Raw genomic sequence first — 20,109 nt, 5'->3', positions numbered from 1 at the left:
GCCCCGGCTTTTGTCGGGGCGGCCCTTCTGAATGACCATGGAAAAACGCGTCACTTTCAAGGGAATCTGGCTGCCGCTTCTGCTGGTTCTGCCGCAGATTCTGATCACCGCCATTTTCTTCTTCTATCCGGCCGGGCAGGCGATCTGGCAATCGCTGTTCATCCCCGATCCCTTTGGTCTGTCCATGCAGTGGGTCGGACTTGGCAACTTCGAGTTCCTGCTTTCAGACCGGTTTTATCGCGCGTCCTTCGTTACGACGGCGGTGTTCTCGATCCTTGTCACCCTGGTGTCGATGGGGGTCGCGCTTTATCTTGCGGTTCTGGCCGACCGACTGATCAAAGGGTCTGGCACCTATCGCACGCTTCTCATCTGGCCCTACGCCGTTGCTCCGGCGGTCGCGGGCGTCCTGTGGCTGTTTATGTTCAACACGCGCGTCGGCGTGGTGACGTGGTATCTGGGCCTGCTGGGCTATGACTGGAACCACGTCCTGAACGAGGGCGAGGCTATGGGCCTTGTCGTGGTCGCCAGCGCTTGGGGGCGGATCAGTTACAATTTCCTGTTCTTCCTTGCCGGGCTTCAGGCGATCCCGAGATCGGTGATCGAGGCCGCCGCGATAGATGGCGCGCATTTCTGGACGCGTTTCCGAACGATCGTCTGGCCGCTTCTGTCGCCCACCACCTTCTTCCTGCTGGTCGTCAACATAATCTATGCCTTCTTCGAGACCTTCGGGGTGATCCACACGATTACCAGCGGTGGACCGCAGCAAGCCACCACGATCCTCGTCTACAAGGTCTATGCCGACGGGTTCGTCGGCCAGGATCTGGGATCGTCCGCAGCGCAATCTGTCATCTTGCTGTTCATCGTGTCGATTCTGACCGTGGTGCAATTCAAGTACATCGAACGCAGGGTGCATTACTGATGGCTGAGCGGAACGGTATGGTTGAGAAGCGTGGTGCGGGCCTCTGGCTGACCCATCTGGGGCTGATCATCGGTGTTGCCTTCATCTTTTTCCCGATCTGGCTGGCTTTCGTCGCTTCGACCGTCGAACAGCAGGAAATCGTGCGGCCGCCGATGCCGCTCTGGCCAGGCGACCAGTTCTTTGAGAATTATTCCAAGGCACTGACTTCGGGCGTAAATGCCCCGGTTGCGGCGATGTTGGGCAATTCTCTGATCATGGCGATGGGTATCGCTTTGGGAAAGATCGCGATCAGCCTTCTGTCGGCCTTCGCGATCGTCTACTTCCGGTTTCCAGGCCGTAAACTGTTCTTCTGGCTGATTTTCCTGACGCTGATGTTGCCCGTCGAAGTCCGGATCGTGCCGACCTACGAGGTGATTGCCAACTTCGGGATGCTGAACAGTTATCAGGGCCTGATCCTGCCGCTCATCGCCTCGGCCACCGCCACCTTCCTCTTCCGCCAGTTCTTCATGACGGTGCCGGATGAACTCGCCGAAGCAGCGCGGGTCGACGGTGCGGGGCCGATGCGGTTCTTTTTCGACATACTTCTGCCGATGAGCCGAACAAATATCGCGGCCCTGTTCGTGATCCTCTTCATCTATGGCTGGAACCAGTACCTCTGGCCTCTGCTGATCACGACCGACCCCGAAATGAATACGATCGTCATGGGCATCAAGCAGATGTTCCCGTCCGGTGACGATATCGCAGATTGGCCGGTGATCATGGCAACCTCGATCCTTGCGATGGTGCCCCCTGTGATCGTGGTCGTGGGGATGCAGAAGCTCTTCATCCGCGGACTTGTGGAAAGCGAGAAGTAAGATACATGGCGACGCTGACACTGAAAAAAGTTAAGAAATCCTTCGGAAATACCGATGTTATTCATGGGGTTTCTGTGGATGTGGCGGACGGCGAGTTCATTGTGATCGTCGGCCCATCCGGCTGTGGCAAGTCCACTCTACTTCGAATGGTTGCAGGGCTTGAAACGGTGACCTCCGGCGACATCCTGATCGGCGGGCGGCGGGTGAACGATGAGGAGCCGATGGACCGGGACATCGCCATGGTTTTCCAGAACTACGCGCTGTACCCCCATATGTCAGTATTCGACAACATGGCCTACGGGCTGAAGATCGCAAAGGTTCCCCGGTCCGAAATCGAAGAACGGGTGGCTCAGGCGGCGAAGCTTTTGCAGCTTGAGCCCTATCTGCGGCGCAAACCTCGTGAATTGTCCGGAGGTCAGCGTCAGCGGGTTGCCATGGGGCGGGCCATTGTGCGGAAACCGGCGGTATTCCTGTTCGACGAACCCTTGTCGAACCTTGATGCCAAGCTGCGCGTCCAAATGCGGTTGGAGATCAAGGCGCTGCAGCGAGAACTGGGGGTGACGGCACTCTACGTTACCCACGATCAGGTCGAGGCCATGACCATGGCCGACCGGATGATTGTAATGAACGGCGGGGTTGCCGATCAGATTGGTGCCCCTTTGGAGGTCTATGCCAATCCGGCGACCGAATTTGTCGCGGGATTCATTGGTTCGCCTCCGACGAACTTTCTGGTCCAAGGCTTGATCGGGGGAGATGGCGAACATCGCATCGGTATCCGTCCTGAACACATGCGACTGTCCGGCGCCGGTGCCGGGAAGCTCGATGCGCGAGCGGCCTATAGCGAGGCGCTTGGTGCCGAGACGTTGGTGCATGTCAAATGCGCCGACGGAACGCAGGTTACCGTCCGGCAGGACGCCGCTTTAGATATACCGGAAGAGGGCTCAGAGGTGGGACTTGACTGGGACAAGCCGAACGAGATGCGTTTCGATGCCGAGGGCAAGCGCCTCTGAGCGATGGCTGTTGCCGGAAATGGAGGATCGATCGAGATTCTCGGTCCTGCGGATCTGGACTAAAACATCAAGGTGCGCCTTGGCTCGGTTCATCTCGGCTCTGAACTGAGACCGAGCAAGATCGTGGAGACGTTCGCAGTGGTATTGGACGGCATTGAGGCGGCGGTTCTGTCGCTTCTTCTGCCAATCCGCCAGATTCGCCCGCGCAGCGAAGCACGGCTGGCGATTGGTGAAGCCGCTATGGCGCGAGAAGAAATCCTGATCACCAATATCGCTAGTGTTGAACAATGGCGCATGGCTCCAGGCAAGGGAGACGACCTTGTTGCCGTTGCCGCCCCGAAGGCATCGCGGCGAATTGCCTTGGCGAGCTTCCTGCAAAGGCATGGGCTTGTCCGCATCCTGCGGGGAACAAGGCTGCGTCATCGCGGACCTCGGAGCAAAGCCCGTAATCGCCAGATGCACCTTGAAACGCGGTCTTTGACGCCTTCGGACAGAATCGGCACAATCCCAGCGCCAAACGTAAGTGGTGGTATGTGGAGCAGCTTAGTAGTCCCCAGAAATACCGGATAACTCCGGCTTCGTCAAAAAAAGCAAGGCAGAAATGGGGAAGAGTGGCGGAGAGACAGGGATTCGAACCCTGGGTGGACTTGCGCCCACAACGGTTTTCGAGACCGCCCCGTTCGACCACTCCGGCACCTCTCCGCGGGGGTCTGGAGTGGCGGAATAAGTGAAGCTTGAACGCCGCGCAACCCGTTTTCGCAAATTTTGCTTCGATGACCTTTAACGAGTGGATAATGGCCCCTAGTTTCAAATCAGGAGGGCAGAATGACCAGATCGCCCGTTGCCGTCATCGCTGTCGTTTTTTCCATCCTATCCGGTCCCGGTTGGGCCGCCAGCAAGGCTGAACTCGACCTCTTGCGCAAAGCGATGTCCATTGAGCGGCTTCTCGAAATCATGCGCGAGGAAGGGTTGAGTCAATCCGAAGATCTGCGCGAAGATATGTTTCCCGGACGCGGGGGGACAGCATGGCGGATGGCCATATCTGGCATCTATGACGTGCCGGAAATGCAGACACGGTTCAGCGAGGCCTTCGACAAGGAACTGGCCGACACAGACGTGACGCTTCTCATCGATTTCTTCACGTCGGCGCGGGGACGGGAGATCGTGCGGCTGGAGCTCGAGGGCCGTTCCGCTCTTCTGGAACCGGGCGTTGAAGATGCGGCCTACGAGGCGTTTTCGCGTATGGAAGCGGAAGGTGGACCGCGGGTCACGCTGTTGCGTGACTTCGTCGAGGTCAATGACCTTGTCGAATACAACGTGATGGGTGCGATGAACGCGAACCTGTTCTTCATGCGCGGTTTAAGCGACGGGGACGGTTTCGAAATGAGCGAGGCCGACATCCTGGCCGATATCTGGTCCCGCGAGGCGGAGATTCGCACGGACACATCGGACTGGCTGTTCGCGTACCTTGCGATGGCGTATCAGCCACTTGGTTTCGAGGACTTGCGCGCGTACTACGAGTTTTCGGCAAGCCCGGCTGGGCAGGACTTGAACCGGGCGTTATTCGCGGGCTTCGACACCATGTTCAACGAGATGTCATTCGCGCTTGGTCGGGCCGTCTCGCGCTTCATGATCGGCGAGGACCTCTAGCGTCTGACGGTTTTGGCGCGGGGTGTTCTTGAGCGGAAGACAGGGCTTGACTTGGCGGCCCGTTCTGACGATAAGCCGGGCTTCGGCGGGCAGGTCCCGCCTTCTCATGTTAAAAACCGTCCCGCAAGGGCGCGCTGTTCGAGGTGGCGAGACGCCGCAAACGCCGGGAAGCCGGGACCGAAGGACGCGGGATACGAAAGGAATATCAGATGTTTGCGGTCCTGAAGACCGGCGGCAAGCAGTATCGGGTTCAGGCGGGCGATGTGCTCCGCGTCGAGAAACTCGCAGCCGATGCCGGCGAAAAAGTTCAGTTCAACGAGATTCTGATGGTGGGCTCCACCGTCGGTACCCCCATGGTGGACGGTGCGGCCGTGCTGGCCGAGGTCATCGATCAGATCAAGGGCGACAAGGTCATCCACTTCGTCAAGCGTCGCCGGAAGCACGGCTCGAAGCGCACGAAGGGCCATCGTCAGCAATTGACGCTGCTGCGCGTGACCGACATCCTGGAGAAGGGCGCCGATAAGTCGGGCGTGAAGGCCGCTATCGGTGCCGGTTCGGTGTCGACTGCCGCAGTTGCCGCCGCAAAGCCCGCCAAGAAGGCCGCCGCATCCAAGGAAGAGGCTCCGAAAGCCGAATCCAAGAAAGCAGCGCCCAAGGCCGCCGCTGGCGCCGCCGACGACCTGAAGCAGTTGTCGGGTGTCGGACCGGCGCTGGAGAAGAAGCTGCATGAAGCCGGTGTCACCTCTTTCGCGCAGATTGCCGCGTGGGGCGAAGCCGAGATCGCCGAGTTCGACGAAAAACTGTCGTTCAAGGGCCGTATCGAACGCGAGGGCTGGGTCGAGCAGGCCAAGGCACTCGCAGCCGAGAAGGAGTAACACAGCATGGCACACAAGAAAGCAGGCGGTTCCAGCCGTAACGGCCGCGACTCAGCCGGTCGTCGCCTTGGTATCAAGAAGTTCGGTGGTCAGGTTGTGATCCCGGGCAACATCATCGCGCGCCAGCGTGGTACCAAGTGGTGGCCGGGCGAGGGCGTCGGCATGGGCAGGGATCACACCATCTTCGCGACCGTCGAAGGCAACGTGACCTTCCACAAGGGCCTCAAGGGCCGCACGTTCATTTCGGTGCTTCCGGAGGCTACCGCCGCAGAATAAGCCGATCCTGAACAGGCTGAAAGCAAGGGGTCGGCGCAAACCGGCCCCTTTGCTTTTTTGGCCCGGGTTGCGTCATACGGCTGCCATACCCATTTTCTAAACGCAGGAAGATCAGAGGGGGATCCGTCTGCGGCACGCGCAAAGGAGGAGCCGCGTGAAGTTCGATACTATTGTGAATCAACCGGTCATCGAGACCGAAAGGCTAATCCTGAGACCCCTCCGGCGTTCGGACACCGGATTGCTGGAGTTGTACGGTTCTGACGAGCGCGTCGCGCGGATGACGCGATCGATTCCGCATCCTTTGCCGCCGGGCGCAATTGATGCATTCATTTGTCGTTCCCTTGCCGACGGCAGGGATGAGGATGTCTGGGTCATGGATGGCTCGGGCAAGGGGTTGGGCGAACTTCTTGGCCTGATCGCTCTCGAGCGTATGGACCGCGAGCAATCTGAAATCGGCTACTGGGTGGCGCCTGCCTTCTGGAACACCGGGTTGGCCTCTGAGGCCGTGCGTGCTCTGGTCGAGGCAAACCCGCAGGAAAACCGGACCATGTTCGCCAGCGTTTTCCAGGACAACCCGGCTTCAGCGCGTGTGCTGACCAATACCGGTTTTCAGTATCTTGGCGACGCGGAGGCGTACTCGGTTGCCCGTGGGGCGACGGTGCCAACCTGGACCTATCTGAAGCGCTACGCGTGATCCGATGTCATACGCCGCGCTTCCCTTTATCAGGACGCCGCGGCTTACCCTGCGGCCCCTGACGGACCACGACACCGAGGCCATCGTTACGGGCATCGGCAATTTCGATGTGTCCAAATGGTTGGCCGTGGTGCCCTATCCCTATGGTCGCAACGATGCTGCCTCGTTCATTCGCAGGGTTAGGCAAAGTGGCAAACCCTTCTGGGCGATCTGTGATGCGGAAGGGCTTCAGGGCATCGTGTGTCTTGATGACGAACTGGCATATTGGCTGGCGCGTCCGGTCTGGGGTCGTGGCTACGGGTTCGAGGCTGCACATGCGGTCGTTGGCCACTGGTTTTCGGATCCGGAAGCGGGTGACCTTGTTTCGGGCTACTTCGAAGGCAATGACCGGTCGGGCCGACTTCTGAGATCGCTCGGTTTCGTGTTCGAATACAGAAGTATGCGGCATGCGCGCTCGTTCCGGCAGGATGTGGTCTCGAACAGGATGAGACTGACGCGCGTGCGCTGGAACGAGCGGCAGGACTTCACGATGTACACACCGCGCTTGGTACTGCGCGCGTTGGAGATGCGTGACGCGCCTCGACTTTCGGCAATGGCGGTGCCGGAGGTCGCGCGGAACATGTCGACCATTCCCATCGGCATGAGCGAGGCGGATGCCCGGGAATACATTGCTGACAGCCACTTCCGCGGGCTGCCGGGCTTTCGGCTGGCTATCGAGCGAGAGGGCTGGATGGTGGGCTTTTTGGGGCTCGGTGGTAAGCCGGTTGGCCTGGCGTATCTCATTGAGCCGGACCATTGGGGGCAGGGCATCGCCAGCGAGGCACTGTCGGCATTCCTGCCCGAGGTATTCGAGCGGTTCCCGTTGAACCGGATCGAAGCCGGTCTTTTCGAGGACAACGAGGCATCGGCGGCAGTTCTGGGCAAATTCGGCTTTAAAGAGGATGGTCGCAGGATGGGAACTTCCAAGGCAAGGCTTGAGCCTGCGCCTGTGATAACATACGCCGTGACGCGAGAGACGCTGAGGGTGCCGCTATGAAATTCCTGGACCTTGCAAAGGTGACGATCCGGTCGGGGTCGGGCGGCGCCGGCTGTGTCAGCTTCCGACGAGAGAAATTCATCGAGTACGGCGGTCCGGACGGCGGTGATGGCGGTCGTGGCGGTGACGTCTGGGTCGAGGCCGTGGACGGGCTGAACACGCTGATCGACTTTCGCTATCAGCAGCACTTCTTCGCGAAGAATGGCCAGCATGGTATGGGGCGTCAGCGGACAGGGAAGGATGGCGAAAGTGTAACCCTCAGGGTGCCGGTCGGGACCGAAATCCTGGACGAGGACGAGGAAACCGTGCTTGCCGACCTCACGGCGGTGGGGGAGCGCGTTCTCCTGGCAAAGGGCGGCAATGGCGGTTTCGGAAACCTGCATTTCAAGACGTCAACCAACCAGGCACCTCGCCGGGCCAACCCCGGACAGGAGGGTGTCGAACGCGAAATCTGGCTGCGACTGAAGCTTATCGCCGATGTTGGGTTACTGGGCCTTCCGAACGCAGGGAAATCAACGTTCCTTGCCGCAACCTCGAATGCGCGGCCCAAAATCGCGGATTACCCTTTCACGACGTTGCACCCGAATCTTGGCATTGTCGGGGTGGACGAGGTGGAATTCGTTGTGGCCGATATTCCTGGGCTGATTGAAGGCGCGCACGAAGGGCGTGGGCTGGGCGACCGCTTTCTTGGCCATGTCGAGCGCTGCGCCGTCTTGCTGCACCTGGTCGACGGGACGTCTGAAGACGTTGCCGGCGACTGGCAGACGATTATCGACGAGCTGGAGGCTTACGGTGGTGAACTGGCCGACAAGCCACGGATCACTGTCCTGAACAAGATCGACGCGCTGGACGACGACGAGCAGGCCGAGCGGAAGGCAGAGTTGGAAGAGGTTGCAGGCGGGGTGATGACCATGTCGGGAGTCAGCCACGAGGGTGTCATGGATGTTCTGCGTGCCTGCCGACGGATGATCGACAGCGATAGGCTGCGCCGCAAGGACGAAACCGAGGAGCCCGGACCGTGGCGACCCTGAAAGACGCGAAGCGTATTGTAATCAAGATCGGCTCAGCCCTGTTGGTTGAGGGCGGCAGGCTGCGCGCGAACTGGCTGACCTCCTTGGCTGAAGATGTCGCGGTACACCGTGCGCGCGGTCAGGACGTCATCTTGGTCTCGTCGGGTTCTATCGCTCTGGGCCGTGCGGTATTGGGGTTGCCTGCGGGAGCTCTTCCTCTTGAACAAAGCCAGGCAGCCGCCGCAGTGGGGCAGATCCGTTTGGCGAGGGCCTATGAGGAGGCGTTGCAGCCCCACGGGATCATCACTGCGCAGGTTCTGGTCACTCTGGAAGATAGTGCCGATCGGAGGCGTTACCTGAACAGCCGTGCGACCCTCGAGACGCTCCTGTCGCTTGGAACGGTCCCGATCGTGAACGAGAATGACACGGTGGCGACGGACGAGATCCGGTTTGGCGACAACGACCGCCTCGCGGCGCAAATCGCCGTGACCGTGGGGGCCGATGTACTGGTGCTGCTGTCGGACGTCGACGGTTTCTATTCGGGCAACCCCAAGGACGATCCGCAGGCGGTGCGGTTCGACCGGATCGACCGGATCACTCCCGAAATCGAAGCCATGGCAGGCGACGCTGGCACTGGCTTGTCCAAGGGCGGTATGAAGACCAAGCTCATGGCGGCGAAGACCGCGATGGCGGGAGGAGCTGCCATGGCGATCACGCTAGGATCGCCGCTCAATCCATTGAGAGAGATGGAGAATGGCGCTCCCTCTACATGGTTTTCTCCTGAAACCGATCCACAGGTCGCGAGAAAGCGCTGGATCGCGGCGATGAAACCCAAGGGCGAAATCCATGTCGATGACGGAGCCGCCGCGGCGCTTCGACAAGGCAAGTCCCTGTTGCCCGCGGGAGTCAGCCATGTCGTCGGCCGCTTCGGTCGGGGCGATCCGGTGACGATCGTCGGTCCAATGACCGAGCGGATAGGTATCGGACTGACGCGCTATACCGCGGAGGAGGCAACCCAGATTCGGGGGCAGCGTTCGGATCGCATTGAATCCATTCTGGGTTATCCGGGACGTGCGGCGCTGATACATCGCGATGACATGGCGGTCTGAGGATCGCTTGAGCATGCGGCAATCCTTCGGGGCTCTTACCCGGACCGCGCCGTTTCTTGCACCAAGAAGAAAGATGGTAGAGCGGTTCCTGTTGCGGTATGAAAGACCGGACTGCGCGGAGATGGAAATATGAAAGACGCCACGGATATTCATGAAATCATGAGAGAAATCGGACGCAAGGCGAAGGCCGCCGCGGCCGATCTGGCGTTCGCTGATCCGGCGGCGAAGGCAGAGGCGCTGGCCGCGGCGGCCGATGCTGTCTGGGCGCGCCGTGCCGAGATCATTTCCGCGAACGAGAAGGATATGGCTTACGGTCGCGAGAAGGGCCTGTCGCCGGCGATGCTGGATCGCCTGATGCTGGACGAGGCCAGGATCGGCGGGATCGTTGATAGTTTGCGAACTGTCGCAGCCCAGGATGATCCAGTTGGCGAGGTCATCTCGGAATGGGATCGGCCGAGCGGTCTGCACATCCAGCGGGTGCGAACGCCCTTGGGCGTTATTGGCGTGATCTACGAGTCGCGCCCCAATGTCACCGCTGATGCCGGGGCTCTCTGCCTAAAGGCCGGAAATGCCGTTATCCTGCGAGGCGGTTCCGAGAGTTTCCACTCGTCGGGCGCGATCCATGCCTGTCTCGTCGAGGGGCTGAGATCGGCGGGCTTGCCCGAGGATGCCGTTCAACTGGTTCCGACACGCGACAGGGCGGCGGTTTCCGAGATGCTGACCATGACCGGGATTATCGATGTCATCGTTCCGAGGGGCGGCAAGGGGCTTGTCGGTCTGGTCCAGCGCGAGGCACGGGTGCCGGTGTTTGCACATCTGGAGGGGATCGTGCACATCTATCTGGACGCGGCCGCCGATCCCGAGAAGGCGCTTCGTGTGGTCATGAACGCCAAGACACGGCGGACGGGGATTTGCGGGGCGGCGGAATGCCTGCTGATTCACAAAGATATCTTGCCGACGATCGGCCAAGGCGTGGTACGCGCCCTGCTGGACGCGGGTGTCGAGGTGCGGGGCGATGAGGCTTTGCAGGCTATCGAGGGTGTTGTCGCGGCCACCGACGAGGATTGGGGCTGCGAGTATCTGGACATGAAGATTGCCGCGAAAGTTGTTGAAAATACGGATGAAGCAATCTCTCATATTCGCAGGTACGGGTCTAACCACACCGATTGTATCGTGACCGAGGATGACGAACAGGCAGCGCGTTTCTTCAAGCGCCTGGACAGTGCGATCCTGATGCGAAACGCGTCGACCCAGTTTGCCGATGGGGGAGAGTTCGGAATGGGCGCAGAGATCGGGATTGCCACCGGCAAAATGCATGCGCGCGGACCGGTCGGAGCGGCTCAGCTGACCAGTTTCAAATATCTGGTGACGGGCGACGGAACGGTCAGAAACTGACCGTTATGCATTTTGGTTCGGCGTGCATCGACACCGTCCGGCGCAGGCGGGCCGCAACCTTATGGGACAGCGCGAAGTGGACTTCGGAGGCGGTTACCTCGCTTTCCGACTGCGGATTGGCGACGAGATCCCAGAGATTTTCGTCGATCTTCTGCCGCTCGCCCATTGCGGTCAGGGTCCATCGGCCTGAGCCAGTTTGCGCGACAATGATCCTACCGCCCCACGGCAGGGCGCTTTCAAGGCAGAGGAGGAGGAGGAAGGCGAGCTTCGCCTCGGCGCGGGAGGGGTCTGTCTCGACCCGCCAGTCGACCTTCATACGGCTGCCGCGATACATGCCCGCAAGTATTGAGCGGATCTCGCCGTTTCCGAGAAGCGAACCCGAAGATGCGGCTCCGAAAGCGACACGGAAGAACCGAATTCGGGCGTTGGCGTTCTCGACAGACTCGCTGATCAGCGCGAATTCCGGTGACGCCGATGCTCCGGACATGGACAGGAGTTCCACTCCGTTGCCGATTGCGCCGAGCGGGCTGATCAGGTCGTGACATATGCGGGACCCTATGAGATCGTTGAGTATGCTGTCATTCATGATGGTTTGTGACTTCCAAGGATTAGAGATCGTTCAATGTCGGACCTGAATTCGCTGCTTGAACCCGGCATGCTGGTGTGCCATCCGGATCGACCGGATTGGGGGACCGGGCAGGTACAGTCGAATGTCGGCGGCCGCGTCACGGTAAATTTTCAGGATGCCGGCAAGGTCGTGATCGATGGCACGCGGATCGAGTTGATATTGGTTTTCGAGTCAAAATAGCATCCTGACGCTAGTACAACCTAAGATTGAAATCAAACATAATTACTCCCCTTTTTGGTGTTGTTGTCTTTGAACGCGCGGGACACTAGAACCGCGCCATTCGAGGCAAGCGGGTTCGGAATGCTGAGCAGCCATGATCATCTGGAGATCCGCCTGGCCGAGAGCGAAGCGGATCGCAGGGCGGCCGAGAGGTTGCGCTACCGCGTCTTTGTCGAGGAATTGGGCGGCGATGGCCCGCTAGTGGATCACGAGGAGCGCTTCGAACGCGACCGGTTCGACGAGGTCTATGATCATCTTGTTCTTGTGGACACACGGCGTGACGCGGATGCGCTGGATCACGTGGTCGGTGTCTATCGACTGATGCCGGGGGATAGGGCGGCGGAGATTGGGGGGTTTTACTCGGAGGATGAGTATGACCTTTCCGTTCTGAAGTCGTCGGGACGGAGGCTACTGGAACTCGGGCGCTCCTGTGTGCATCAGGACTATCGCGACGGACTGGCTCTATTGTTGCTCTGGAACGGGCTGGGGGACTATGTGCGGCGCAACAGGGCCGAAATCCTGTTCGGTGTCGCGAGTTTTCATGGCACCGACATAGATGCCCTGGCCTTGCCCTTGGCTCATTTGCACCACGCCCATCTTGCACCACCGGAATTGCGGGTGCGGGCCCGGGACGAGGTGTTTCAGAGGATGGACCTCGTGCCACCCGAGCGGATCGACCGGGTCGCGGCGATGCGTGCGGTCCCGTCGCTGATAAAATCGTATCTCCGGTTGGGTGGTTTCGTGGGTGACGGGGCCTTTGTCGATAGGGTCTTCAACACGACGGACGTGTGTCTCGTACTGGATACCGTCCGGCTGTCTGATCGCGATCTGCGGAGATTCTCGGGAGGGGCGGACTGATGTCCCAACCGACCTGGATATCCGACGACGATCCCGTCGTGGAGCCGCCGCGCGGGGCGGGGTGGCTGCTGGTGTTGCTGCGCGGGCTTTGTCTGGCCGTACTGTTGTTCGGCGGACTTGCGATTTTGCTGCTCGTCCGGCTGATCGAGCGTCCGGTGCACGGGGTCGATCGCCCCTGGACGCCGCATATCACGGTTTTCGTATGCCGGATGGCGTTCCGGATCATGGGAATCCGCTATACCGCACACGGTCATAGAATGGACATGCCCGGAGCCGTCGTGGCCAATCATTCTTCCTGGCTGGATATCTTCGCGCTGAACGCGGGCGAGCGCGTGTATTTCGTGTCAAAGTCCGAGGTGGCGGGCTGGCCCGGCATCGGCTGGCTGGCCAAGGCGACCGGTACGGTCTTCATCAACCGCGACCGGCGCGAGGCTGCGGTGCAGAAGGCGGTATTCGAGGAGCGGCTGGGCGCGGGGCACAAACTCTTGTTTTTTCCTGAAGGGACGTCGACCGATGGCATGAGAGTGCTGCCGTTCAAGCCAACGCTTTTTGCGGCATTCTTTTCCGATGAACTGCGGGACGCGATCTGGGTGCAGCCGGTAACGGTTGTCTACCACGCCCCCGAGGGCGGTGATCCGAGGTTCTACGGCTGGTGGGGCGAGATGGAGTTCGGCAGTCATCTGCTGGCCATCCTCGGGCAATGGCGGCAGGGCCGGGTCGAAGTGTTCTGGCATGCGCCGGTTCGGGTGGCCGACTTTGCGGATCGCAAGGGGCTGGCAAAGGCGATGGAGATTGCCGTTGCGGCGTCCCATCCCGCGGCACGCGGTTGAGAGCGGACGCCGCCAGGGGGTAGTTCGCAACGCCGGGCAGCTCAGGATATTGAAATTATTGGAAAACCCTCGTCGGAAAACCGTCTGCAAAGCGTCGGCAAAATGTATGGCAGTGCGTATGTCGGCGCGCGGAGCGAGGGGCGCTGCCCCTCGCGCTCCCCGAAGTATTTGAGCCAAGAGGAAGAGATGGCCGATCTGGGGAGGCGGCCCGTGTTCAGCCCATCCGGGCGGCAAGCCGGGTCAGGGCGGCCACGGCGTCGTCTTCGCGCCATATCTCCTCGCCGATGGCGAAGAAGTCCGTGACGGGGGCGAGGCGGGCGATGGTCTCTTCGTCGAGCGCGCCCTCGGCCACGACCGGCAGTTCGATCATCTGCGACCACCATTCGAAGAGATCGTAGTCGGCGATGGTGCCGTCGCCGAGCGCGGTCTGTCCCACGGGACCGAAGGCGATGTAGTCGGCGCCCGCTTCTCCCGCGTTCATGCCGTCGTGTTTGGAGGCGCCGCAAAAGGCGCCGACGATGGCATCCGCGCCAAGGTCCTTGCGCACCTTGCGCACCGAGCGAGCGCCGTCGGTCAGGTGAACCCCGTCGAGGCCCAGACGTTCCACAAGGCCGACATGGCTGTCGATCACGAGAGCCACGTCATGGGCATGGGCGATCTCGCGGACCGCGTCGGCAGAGCGCGCGATACGGTCCTCGTCGCGGGTGGCAAGGCTGAGGCGCAGGCAGGCGATCTCGTGTGAATCGAGCACTTCGTCCAGACGCGCGGGAAAAGCCGAAAGCTCGAACTCCGGCGGGGTCAGGAGGTAGATTTGCGGGCGCTCGGGAGTGGTCATGGATGGCTCCGGGTGATCGTCCGGTTGGCTATAGCGGCTTGAGCGCATGGGGGGAAGTATCCGCGGCGCGGTGCCGGGAGGCTGTGCCGAAGGTTACCTTGGACCGAGTTCGGCCACGTTCTCGAGCGCAAGCGCCATCAGGAGGCCGCGTCTTGTATCGTCGGCCAAGGCCTCATCGGTCACATCGACGAGCCCGCCCATGGGCCGGCCCGTGAATTTCATTGGCCCGGCGCCTTCGATGGCAAGGGCTGCGTCCTGACGGGGTTTGCCGACGCGGAACATGCCGCCCTCGGAGTGGACGCCGCAGAGCATGTGGCCGTCCTTCATGAAGCAGATGCCGCCGAACATGCGTTTTTCCACTATGTTGGGCACCTCGGCGAGGTCGGACCGGAGGATTTCGACAAGTCCTTCGTCATAAGCCACGGTGCGCTCCCTTGTGCTTCCGGGTTCCGAATCGTATCACCCGGCGACCCGCTGCAAGAGAGCCTAGCATGATCCAACCCGCCTTCATTCTTGTCCGTCCCCAGATGGGAGAAAACATCGGTGGCGCAGCGCGGGCGATGTGGAACTTCGGGTTGGACCGGATGCGGGTCGTGGCGCCGCGCGACGGCTGGCCAAACCAGAAGGCGGTTGCGATGGCCAGCGGGGCCGGGCGGCTTCTGGACGAGGCGGGGCTTTACCCGACGACTGCCGATGCGGTGGGCGATACGGTCCATGTCTACGCAACGACGGCGCGGAGCCGCGACCTGACCAAGCCGGTTTTCACGCCCGAAGCGGCGATGAAGGACGCCAGGGACAGGATCGCGCGGGGCGAACGGGTGGCGGTACTGTTCGGGCCGGAGCGCGCCGGGCTGGAAAACGACGACATTGCCCGTGCGAACGCAATCATTAGTGTTCCCGTCAACCCGGATTTCCCGTCGCTGAACCTGGCGCAATGCGTGTTGCTGACAGCCTATGAGTGGCGCCGCGCGACCGAGGCGGTCGAGGCCGTGGCCATGGAGATGGCCGGGACCGAGGCTGCGACGCATGTGGAAATCGAGAAACTTGCGGCCCATTACGAGGAGCGGTTGAGCGAGGCCGGGTTCTTCTTTCCCGAGGCAAAGGCCGAGGGCATGAAGCGGACTCTGCGCAATCTCTGGAGCCGGATGCCGCTGACACGGGCCGACGTGCAGATCCTGCATGGCATCCTGCGTCAGATCGTCCGGTGGAAAGAGCGGGGCGAGTGACTGGACGGCCCATGGTCGGCCCCCTACATTCCGCGCTGACTGAGGGAGCGGCTGATGGCTGAAAAACGCAGCATTTTCGAAGAGGTCGGCACGGATGCGAAGCCGAAGGTGCGGCCGGCCGGCGGGGTGATCGACGGCGCTCGCAAGGGCGCGCGGGGTGCGATCCGGCGCTGGCTGATGGTGCTCTTCGCACTTGTGGTGGTTATGATCGCAGTCGGCGGCCTGACGCGGCTGACGGATTCGGGCCTTTCGATCACGGAGTGGCGACCGGTGACCGGTGCGCTGCCGCCGATGAGCGCAGAGGCCTGGGCCGAGGAGTTCGACAAATATCGCGCGATCCCGGAATACCAGTTGCAGAACAAGGGGATGAGCCTGGAGGAATTCCAGTTCATTTATTGGTGGGAATGGGGTCATCGCCAGCTTGGCCGGGTCATCGGGCTGGTCTGGGCGGCGGGCTTCCTGTTCTTCCTGCTGGCGCGGAAGATACCGACTGGCTGGACCGGGCGTTTGCTGATCCCGGGCGTGCTGGGCGGCGTTCAGGGGGCCATCGGCTGGTGGATGGTGTCGAGTGGGCTGAGCGGCACGATGCTGGACGTGGCGTCCTACCGGCTTGCCACCCACCTTGGCCTGGCATTCGTGATCCTGGGCGTTCTGGCGTGGTACATCCTGCTTCTTGGCCGCAGCGAGGCCGATCTCATGCAGGCGCGGCGTGCCCGCGAGCCGAAGCTCTTTTCGATGTCGACCGGGCTGACGCATTTCGTCTTCCTGCAGGTTCTGCTGGGAGCACTCGTGGCAGGCATCGACGCGGGACGGAGCTATAACGACTGGCCGCTGATGTCGGGTGAGATTTTCCCGTCGAACGCCTTTGACTTCGAGCCCATGTGGCGGAATTTCTTCGAGAACCCGGGTCTGGTGCAGTTCATGCACAGGGTGGCCGGCTACCTGTTGTTCGCCTTTGGCATCGTGGTCTGGCTGCGCGCCCGGCGTTCGGCCAATGGCGAGACGCGGTTCGCGTTCAACGCGGTCATGGCGATGATGGTGCTGCAGATGGTGCTGGGCATCATGACGGTGCTTTACATGGCGCCGCTTGCGCTGGCGATCCTGCACCAGTTCGGCGCGGTGGTGCTGTATTCGCTGATCCTGCGCGGCCGGTTCCTGGCGCAATATCCGAAATCCCAATCCGTGAGGGGCTGATGTCCGCATTCGACGAGTTGATGGCGTTCCAGCGCGAGACAGAGGCGCTGGGGCAGGTGATGGGCCGTCTGGGTTGGGACATGGAGACGGTCATGCCCGAGGGCGCGGCCGAGCAGCGCGCCGAGGAGATGGCGGCGCTGGACAGTGTGCTTCATGCGCGGCGGACCGATCCGAGGATCGGGGAGTGGCTGGAGACAGCGCAGGCTGCCGACGAGGTGGGTGCGCGCAAGCTGGCTCTTATCCGGCGTAGTTACGAAAAGACGCAAAAGGTGCCGTCAAAGCTGTCGGCTGCGCTGGCACGGACGACCTCGCTGGCGCACCGGGTCTGGGCGGAGGCGCGGGCGAAAGACGACTTCGCGCTTTTCGCGCCGACGCTCGAGGAGGTTCTGAGCCTGTCGCGCGAGAAGGCGGATGCGCTGGCCGATGGTGGCGACCTCTATGACGCTTTGCTGGACGAGTATGAGCCGGGTGCGACGGGAGCCGAACTGGAGGCGATGTTCGGTGCGCTGAGGCCGCGTCTTGTGGCGCTGCGCGAAAAGGTGATGGGCGCGGAGCTTACACTGCCGAGAATCGGGCGCGAGTTTCACGAGGAGGGGCAGTTGCGCCTGTCGCGAGAGCTTGCGCTGGCCTTCGGCTACAAGCTGACCCATGGACGGATCGACAAGGCGGTGCACCCGTTTTCGTCGGGCTCGGGTCTGGACGTGCGGATCACCACGCGGACCGACCCGAAGCAGCCGTTTGACTGCTTCTATTCGACCGTTCACGAGGTGGGGCATGCGGCTTATGAGCAAGGGGTCGATCAGGCCTACCTTCTGACCCCGCTTGGAACGGGCGCGTCCATGGGCGTGCATGAAAGCCAGAGCCGTATCTACGAGAACCAGCTGGGACGCAGCGCTGCCTTTACCGGCTGGCTCCATGGCCGGATGCTGGACGAGTTCGGCGACTTTGGTGTGGGCCGTGAAGATTTTGCGCGCGTCGTGAACCGGGTCGAACCGGGGTTCATCCGCACAGAGGCCGACGAGGTGCACTACAACCTGCATGTCCTCTTGCGGTTCGATATCGAGCGCGAACTGATCGCGGGCCGTTTGAGTGTCTCCGATCTGCCGGACGCATGGAACACGCGCTTCGAGCGGGATTTCGGCGTAAAGGTGGACCGCCAGTCGAACGGGGTTCTTCAGGACGTTCACTGGTCGGAGGCTCTGTTCGGATATTTCCCGACATATTCGCTGGGCAACGTTTATGCGGGATGCCTCTATGCGGCGCTGAGGCGCGATGTACCGGATCTCGACGATGCTCTGTCTCGCGGCGACACCTCGCTTGCCACTGAATGGCTCCGCGAGAAGGTGCAGCGCCATGGCGGGCTTTACGAACCACGGGACATCATCGCCCGGGCGACGGGGGAAACGCCCAGCGAGGGACCGCTTCTGGACTACCTCGAAACCAAGTTCGAGGCGCTGTATGAGCTTTGAACCTGTTCTGTCGGTCGCGGAGGTCGAGGATTTCCTCGAGCGCGAGTTTCCTCAGGTTGCCGAGGATTATTTCGTCGAAGCGGTCGGACCCGGCTCTGCGCGTATCCGTATGAAGCCGGGGGATCGGCATTTGCGGCCGGGCGGAACGATTTCGGGCCCAACGATGTTTGCGCTTGCGGATTGCGCCGTTTACCTGGCGATCATTGCACATGTCGGCGCGGAGGCGCTGGCCGTTACGACCAACGCTTCGATCGATTTCATGCGCAAGCCACAGGCTGGTGTGCCGCTGGTGGCAGATGTCGAGCTTCTTAAGCTGGGGCGCGGACTGGCCGTGGGCGATGTGCGCCTGGTCTCCGGAGAGGAGCTGGTGGCGCGGGCGACCCTGACCTATTCGAGACCGCCCAAGGCCTGACGGGAGCTGTCAGCCAAAATAGGACTTGCGCCACTTCGCAGTGTCTTCCGCGCTGGGAACGACGGGATGCGAATGGTTGTCCGGTTCCCAGATCAGGACGACTTCCGCGTCCTTGTTCCGGGCATTCCGGATGCGGAGCGCCAAGATCAACATCAGGATTGCGGCGGCGGGAACGAGGGTGACGATATAGAACTCAAGCATAGGGTACCCCATTTCTGGATTTGGATGTCAGTGCGGCGGCGAAGCTTGCCGTCATGAAATCCGGCTGGGGATACGCTTGGAGGCGACCTTGCGCAGGCGGTAATCGCGAATCGAGTTCAGCGGGTCCTGCGCGTCGAAGCCGCGTTGGTACGCACGCGTCACCACGACTTGGCGCTTGGTCGGGAAGGTGCGGGGAAAGCTGTTGGGGGCTTGGCTGTTCATTTTTCCGGTCACTCTTCAGACAGATTCATCGTTAACTTTGGCCTTTATTCACCATAAATATGGCAGAAATTGGGCATATCTGCATTAAGTGACATTTTTTTGACATGCCATGCCCCGGCGAACTGTGTTCGGATCGGGGCTCTGTCAGCCGCCGGTATGGCTCATGTGGCGCGATACCTGGCCATCTGCCTGCTGGCGCGAATAGTCGAAATCGTGGCCCTTGGGCTTGCGCGAAATCGCGGCGCGGATCGCCTCTTCCAGCGGAGCGTCGGATTCGGAGGCGCGCAGCGGTGCGCGCAGGTCCGCGTTGTCTTCCTGGCCGAGGCACATGAACAGTTCGCCCGTGCAGGTGAGGCGCACGCGGTTGCAGCTTTCGCAGAAGTTGTGGGTCAGTGGAGTGATGAAGCCGACCTGCTGGCCAGTCTCCTCGGCGCGGACATAGCGGGCAGGGCCGCCGGTCCGGTGCGCGAGGTCGGTCAGTGCGTAGCGTTCTTCGAGACGAGCGCGCAGGTCCTTGAGCGACCAGTACTGGCCGACACGGTCCTCGCCGCCGAGGTCTCCCATCGGCATGACTTCGATGAAGGTCAGGTCCATGTCCCGGGACGCACACCATTCGGCGAGGGTGAACAACTCGTCTTCATTGAAGCCCTTGAGGGCGACGGTGTTGATCTTTACGCGCAACCCGGCCTTCTGGGCGGCGTCGATACCCTTGAGCACCTGGGGCAGGCGGCCCCAGCGTGTCACGCGGGCGAACTTGTCGTCGTCGAGCGTGTCGAGGGAGACGTTGATTCGTCGGACGCCAGCTGCATAGAGGTCGTCGGCGAAGCGCGCGAGCTGCGATCCGTTCGTGGTGACTGTCAGTTCCTTCAGCGCGCCGGATTCGAGGTGGCGCGTCATGGAATTGAAGAACGTCATGATATCGCGGCGCACGAGTGGCTCGCCGCCGGTAATCCGCAGTTTCTGCACGCCAAGTCGGATGAACGTCGAACACATGCGGTCGAGCTCTTCCAGCGTCAGCAGCTCCTTCTTTGGAAGGAAGGTCATGTTCTCGGCCATGCAATAGACGCAGCGGAAATCGCAGCGGTCGGTCACCGAAACGCGGAGATAGCTGATCGGCCGGGCGAACGGGTCTATGAGCGGAGCGTCTGACATAATTGGTAAGGTATTCTGAGCAGAGACCCGCTGCA

25 protein-coding genes and 1 tRNA gene are annotated in these 20,109 nt (G+C 61.4%); 18 read left to right on the top strand and 8 right to left on the bottom strand.

Translation table 11 applies throughout. The features are described from left to right. The first annotated feature begins 37 nt into the window (after positions 1 to 37). The 3 genes from ugpA to ugpC are packed head-to-tail and all read left to right on the top strand — an operon-like array spanning position 38 to position 2,783. The gene (gene ugpA, locus ACKLNI_RS12005) at positions 38 to 919 is read left to right on the top strand and encodes a sn-glycerol-3-phosphate ABC transporter permease UgpA (protein ID WP_413719361.1); all 882 of its coding nucleotides are present in this window, start codon (positions 38 to 40) and stop codon (positions 917 to 919) included. Positions 920 to 936: 17 nt separating this feature from the next. Beyond that, entirely contained in the window at positions 937 to 1,773 is an 837-nt protein-coding gene (ugpE, locus tag ACKLNI_RS12000; protein ID WP_413719360.1) for a sn-glycerol-3-phosphate ABC transporter permease UgpE, read from the top strand. A 5-nt stretch (positions 1,774 to 1,778) separates the two neighbouring features. Next, positions 1,779 to 2,783, top strand: a complete 1,005-nt coding sequence (gene ugpC / locus ACKLNI_RS11995) for a sn-glycerol-3-phosphate ABC transporter ATP-binding protein UgpC (RefSeq protein ID WP_413719306.1) — start codon at positions 1,779 to 1,781, stop codon at positions 2,781 to 2,783. Here the strand turns inward: ugpC and ACKLNI_RS11990 are convergent. Both ACKLNI_RS11990 and ACKLNI_RS11985 read right to left on the bottom strand, forming a co-directional pair. Then, positions 2,715 to 3,167 carry a hypothetical protein gene (locus ACKLNI_RS11990; protein ID WP_413719305.1) on the bottom strand — a complete coding sequence of 151 codons (453 nt, stop codon included), beginning with the start codon at positions 3,165 to 3,167 and terminating at the stop codon, positions 2,715 to 2,717. The genes ugpC and ACKLNI_RS11990 overlap by 69 nt on opposite strands. A 228-nt stretch (positions 3,168 to 3,395) precedes the next feature. Continuing rightward, positions 3,396 to 3,485: transfer RNA gene (locus ACKLNI_RS11985), tRNA-Ser, on the bottom strand. 123 nt (positions 3,486 to 3,608) lie between these two features. On the opposite strand from ACKLNI_RS11985, the gene ACKLNI_RS11980 reads away from it, so the two are divergent. The 8 genes from ACKLNI_RS11980 to ACKLNI_RS11945 all read left to right on the top strand — a co-directional run bounded on the left by ACKLNI_RS11980 (position 3,609) and on the right by ACKLNI_RS11945 (position 10,828). Further along, positions 3,609 to 4,433: a hypothetical protein gene (locus ACKLNI_RS11980; RefSeq protein ID WP_413719304.1), complete on the top strand. Its 825-nt coding sequence runs from the start codon at positions 3,609 to 3,611 to the stop codon at positions 4,431 to 4,433. Positions 4,434 to 4,642: 209 nt separating this feature from the next. Continuing rightward, on the top strand, positions 4,643 to 5,308 hold the full coding sequence (locus ACKLNI_RS11975; RefSeq protein WP_413719303.1) for a 50S ribosomal protein L21: 666 nt from the start codon (positions 4,643 to 4,645) through the stop codon (positions 5,306 to 5,308). 6 nt (positions 5,309 to 5,314) lie between these two features. Further along, entirely contained in the window at positions 5,315 to 5,584 is a 270-nt protein-coding gene (rpmA, locus tag ACKLNI_RS11970; protein ID WP_413719302.1) for a 50S ribosomal protein L27, read from the top strand. 154 nt (positions 5,585 to 5,738) lie between these two features. Beyond that, positions 5,739 to 6,278, top strand: coding sequence for a GNAT family N-acetyltransferase (locus tag ACKLNI_RS11965; RefSeq protein WP_413719301.1), 540 nt, complete (start codon positions 5,739 to 5,741; stop codon positions 6,276 to 6,278). A gap of 4 nt (positions 6,279 to 6,282) precedes the next feature. Continuing rightward, positions 6,283 to 7,314, top strand: coding sequence for a GNAT family N-acetyltransferase (locus tag ACKLNI_RS11960; RefSeq protein WP_413719300.1), 1,032 nt, complete (start codon positions 6,283 to 6,285; stop codon positions 7,312 to 7,314). Continuing rightward, positions 7,311 to 8,345: a GTPase ObgE gene (gene obgE, locus ACKLNI_RS11955; protein WP_413719299.1), complete on the top strand. Its 1,035-nt coding sequence runs from the start codon at positions 7,311 to 7,313 to the stop codon at positions 8,343 to 8,345. Before ACKLNI_RS11960 ends, obgE begins: the two co-directional genes overlap by 4 nt. After that, positions 8,333 to 9,433, top strand: a complete 1,101-nt coding sequence (gene proB / locus ACKLNI_RS11950; RefSeq protein ID WP_413719298.1) for a glutamate 5-kinase — start codon at positions 8,333 to 8,335, stop codon at positions 9,431 to 9,433. Before obgE ends, proB begins: the two co-directional genes overlap by 13 nt. Positions 9,434 to 9,562: 129 nt before the next feature. Beyond that, positions 9,563 to 10,828, top strand: a complete 1,266-nt coding sequence (locus tag ACKLNI_RS11945) for a glutamate-5-semialdehyde dehydrogenase (protein ID WP_413719297.1) — start codon at positions 9,563 to 9,565, stop codon at positions 10,826 to 10,828. On the opposite strand, the gene ACKLNI_RS11940 is transcribed toward ACKLNI_RS11945, so the two are convergent. Then, positions 10,818 to 11,414, bottom strand: a complete 597-nt coding sequence (locus ACKLNI_RS11940; RefSeq protein WP_413719296.1) for a histidine phosphotransferase family protein — start codon at positions 11,412 to 11,414, stop codon at positions 10,818 to 10,820. The two genes, ACKLNI_RS11945 and ACKLNI_RS11940, sit on opposite strands and share 11 nt — an antisense overlap. Positions 11,415 to 11,450: 36 nt before the next feature. Here ACKLNI_RS11940 and ACKLNI_RS11935 point away from each other — a divergent pair, with 36 nt between their 5' ends. From ACKLNI_RS11935 to olsA, 3 genes are all read left to right on the top strand, one after another. Then, the gene (locus tag ACKLNI_RS11935) at positions 11,451 to 11,636 is read left to right on the top strand and encodes a DUF3553 domain-containing protein (RefSeq protein ID WP_413719295.1); all 186 of its coding nucleotides are present in this window, start codon (positions 11,451 to 11,453) and stop codon (positions 11,634 to 11,636) included. Positions 11,637 to 11,756: 120 nt separating this feature from the next. Next, entirely contained in the window at positions 11,757 to 12,533 is a 777-nt protein-coding gene (gene olsB, locus ACKLNI_RS11930) for an L-ornithine N(alpha)-acyltransferase (RefSeq protein WP_413719294.1), read from the top strand. Further along, entirely contained in the window at positions 12,533 to 13,363 is an 831-nt protein-coding gene (gene olsA, locus ACKLNI_RS11925) for a lyso-ornithine lipid O-acyltransferase (protein WP_413719293.1), read from the top strand. The genes olsB and olsA overlap by 1 nt, the downstream gene beginning before the upstream one ends. Positions 13,364 to 13,577: 214 nt before the next feature. Here the strand turns inward: olsA and ACKLNI_RS11920 are convergent, their stop codons facing one another. Beyond that, entirely contained in the window at positions 13,578 to 14,198 is a 621-nt protein-coding gene (locus ACKLNI_RS11920; protein WP_413719292.1) for a thiamine phosphate synthase, read from the bottom strand. A 93-nt stretch (positions 14,199 to 14,291) separates the two neighbouring features. Further along, the gene (locus ACKLNI_RS11915; RefSeq protein WP_413719291.1) at positions 14,292 to 14,621 is read right to left on the bottom strand and encodes a TfoX/Sxy family protein; all 330 of its coding nucleotides are present in this window, start codon (positions 14,619 to 14,621) and stop codon (positions 14,292 to 14,294) included. A gap of 68 nt (positions 14,622 to 14,689) precedes the next feature. Here ACKLNI_RS11915 and ACKLNI_RS11910 point away from each other — a divergent pair, with 68 nt between their 5' ends. The 4 genes from ACKLNI_RS11910 to ACKLNI_RS11895 are packed head-to-tail and all read left to right on the top strand — an operon-like array spanning position 14,690 to position 18,499. After that, the gene (locus tag ACKLNI_RS11910; RefSeq protein ID WP_413719290.1) at positions 14,690 to 15,424 is read left to right on the top strand and encodes an RNA methyltransferase; all 735 of its coding nucleotides are present in this window, start codon (positions 14,690 to 14,692) and stop codon (positions 15,422 to 15,424) included. 54 nt (positions 15,425 to 15,478) lie between these two features. Continuing rightward, positions 15,479 to 16,618 carry a heme A synthase gene (gene ctaA, locus ACKLNI_RS11905; RefSeq protein ID WP_413719289.1) on the top strand — a complete coding sequence of 380 codons (1,140 nt, stop codon included), beginning with the start codon at positions 15,479 to 15,481 and terminating at the stop codon, positions 16,616 to 16,618. After that, positions 16,618 to 18,087: a carboxypeptidase M32 gene (locus ACKLNI_RS11900; RefSeq protein ID WP_413719288.1), complete on the top strand. Its 1,470-nt coding sequence runs from the start codon at positions 16,618 to 16,620 to the stop codon at positions 18,085 to 18,087. Before ctaA ends, ACKLNI_RS11900 begins: the two co-directional genes overlap by 1 nt. Further along, the gene (locus ACKLNI_RS11895; protein WP_413719287.1) at positions 18,077 to 18,499 is read left to right on the top strand and encodes a PaaI family thioesterase; all 423 of its coding nucleotides are present in this window, start codon (positions 18,077 to 18,079) and stop codon (positions 18,497 to 18,499) included. Before ACKLNI_RS11900 ends, ACKLNI_RS11895 begins: the two co-directional genes overlap by 11 nt. A 9-nt stretch (positions 18,500 to 18,508) precedes the next feature. Here the strand turns inward: ACKLNI_RS11895 and ACKLNI_RS11890 are convergent, their stop codons facing one another. The 3 genes from ACKLNI_RS11890 to moaA all read right to left on the bottom strand — a co-directional run bounded on the left by ACKLNI_RS11890 (position 18,509) and on the right by moaA (position 20,074). Beyond that, positions 18,509 to 18,700 (bottom strand): hypothetical protein, encoded by a 192-nt coding sequence (locus tag ACKLNI_RS11890; RefSeq protein WP_413719286.1) that lies wholly within the window; start codon positions 18,698 to 18,700, stop codon positions 18,509 to 18,511. A 51-nt stretch (positions 18,701 to 18,751) separates the two neighbouring features. Then, a complete protein-coding gene (locus tag ACKLNI_RS11885) occupies positions 18,752 to 18,922 on the bottom strand; it encodes a hypothetical protein (protein WP_413719285.1) in 171 nt (56 codons plus the stop codon). Positions 18,923 to 19,066: 144 nt separating this feature from the next. Beyond that, positions 19,067 to 20,074: a GTP 3',8-cyclase MoaA gene (gene moaA / locus ACKLNI_RS11880; protein WP_413719284.1), complete on the bottom strand. Its 1,008-nt coding sequence runs from the start codon at positions 20,072 to 20,074 to the stop codon at positions 19,067 to 19,069. Between the last annotated feature and the right edge of the window lie 35 nt (positions 20,075 to 20,109).

This window comes from Silicimonas lutimaris (assembly GCF_047314965.1).
Lineage (GTDB): Bacteria > Pseudomonadota > Alphaproteobacteria > Rhodobacterales > Rhodobacteraceae > JAVJUV01.
This window is presented reverse-complemented; position numbering and strand designations above follow the sequence as displayed.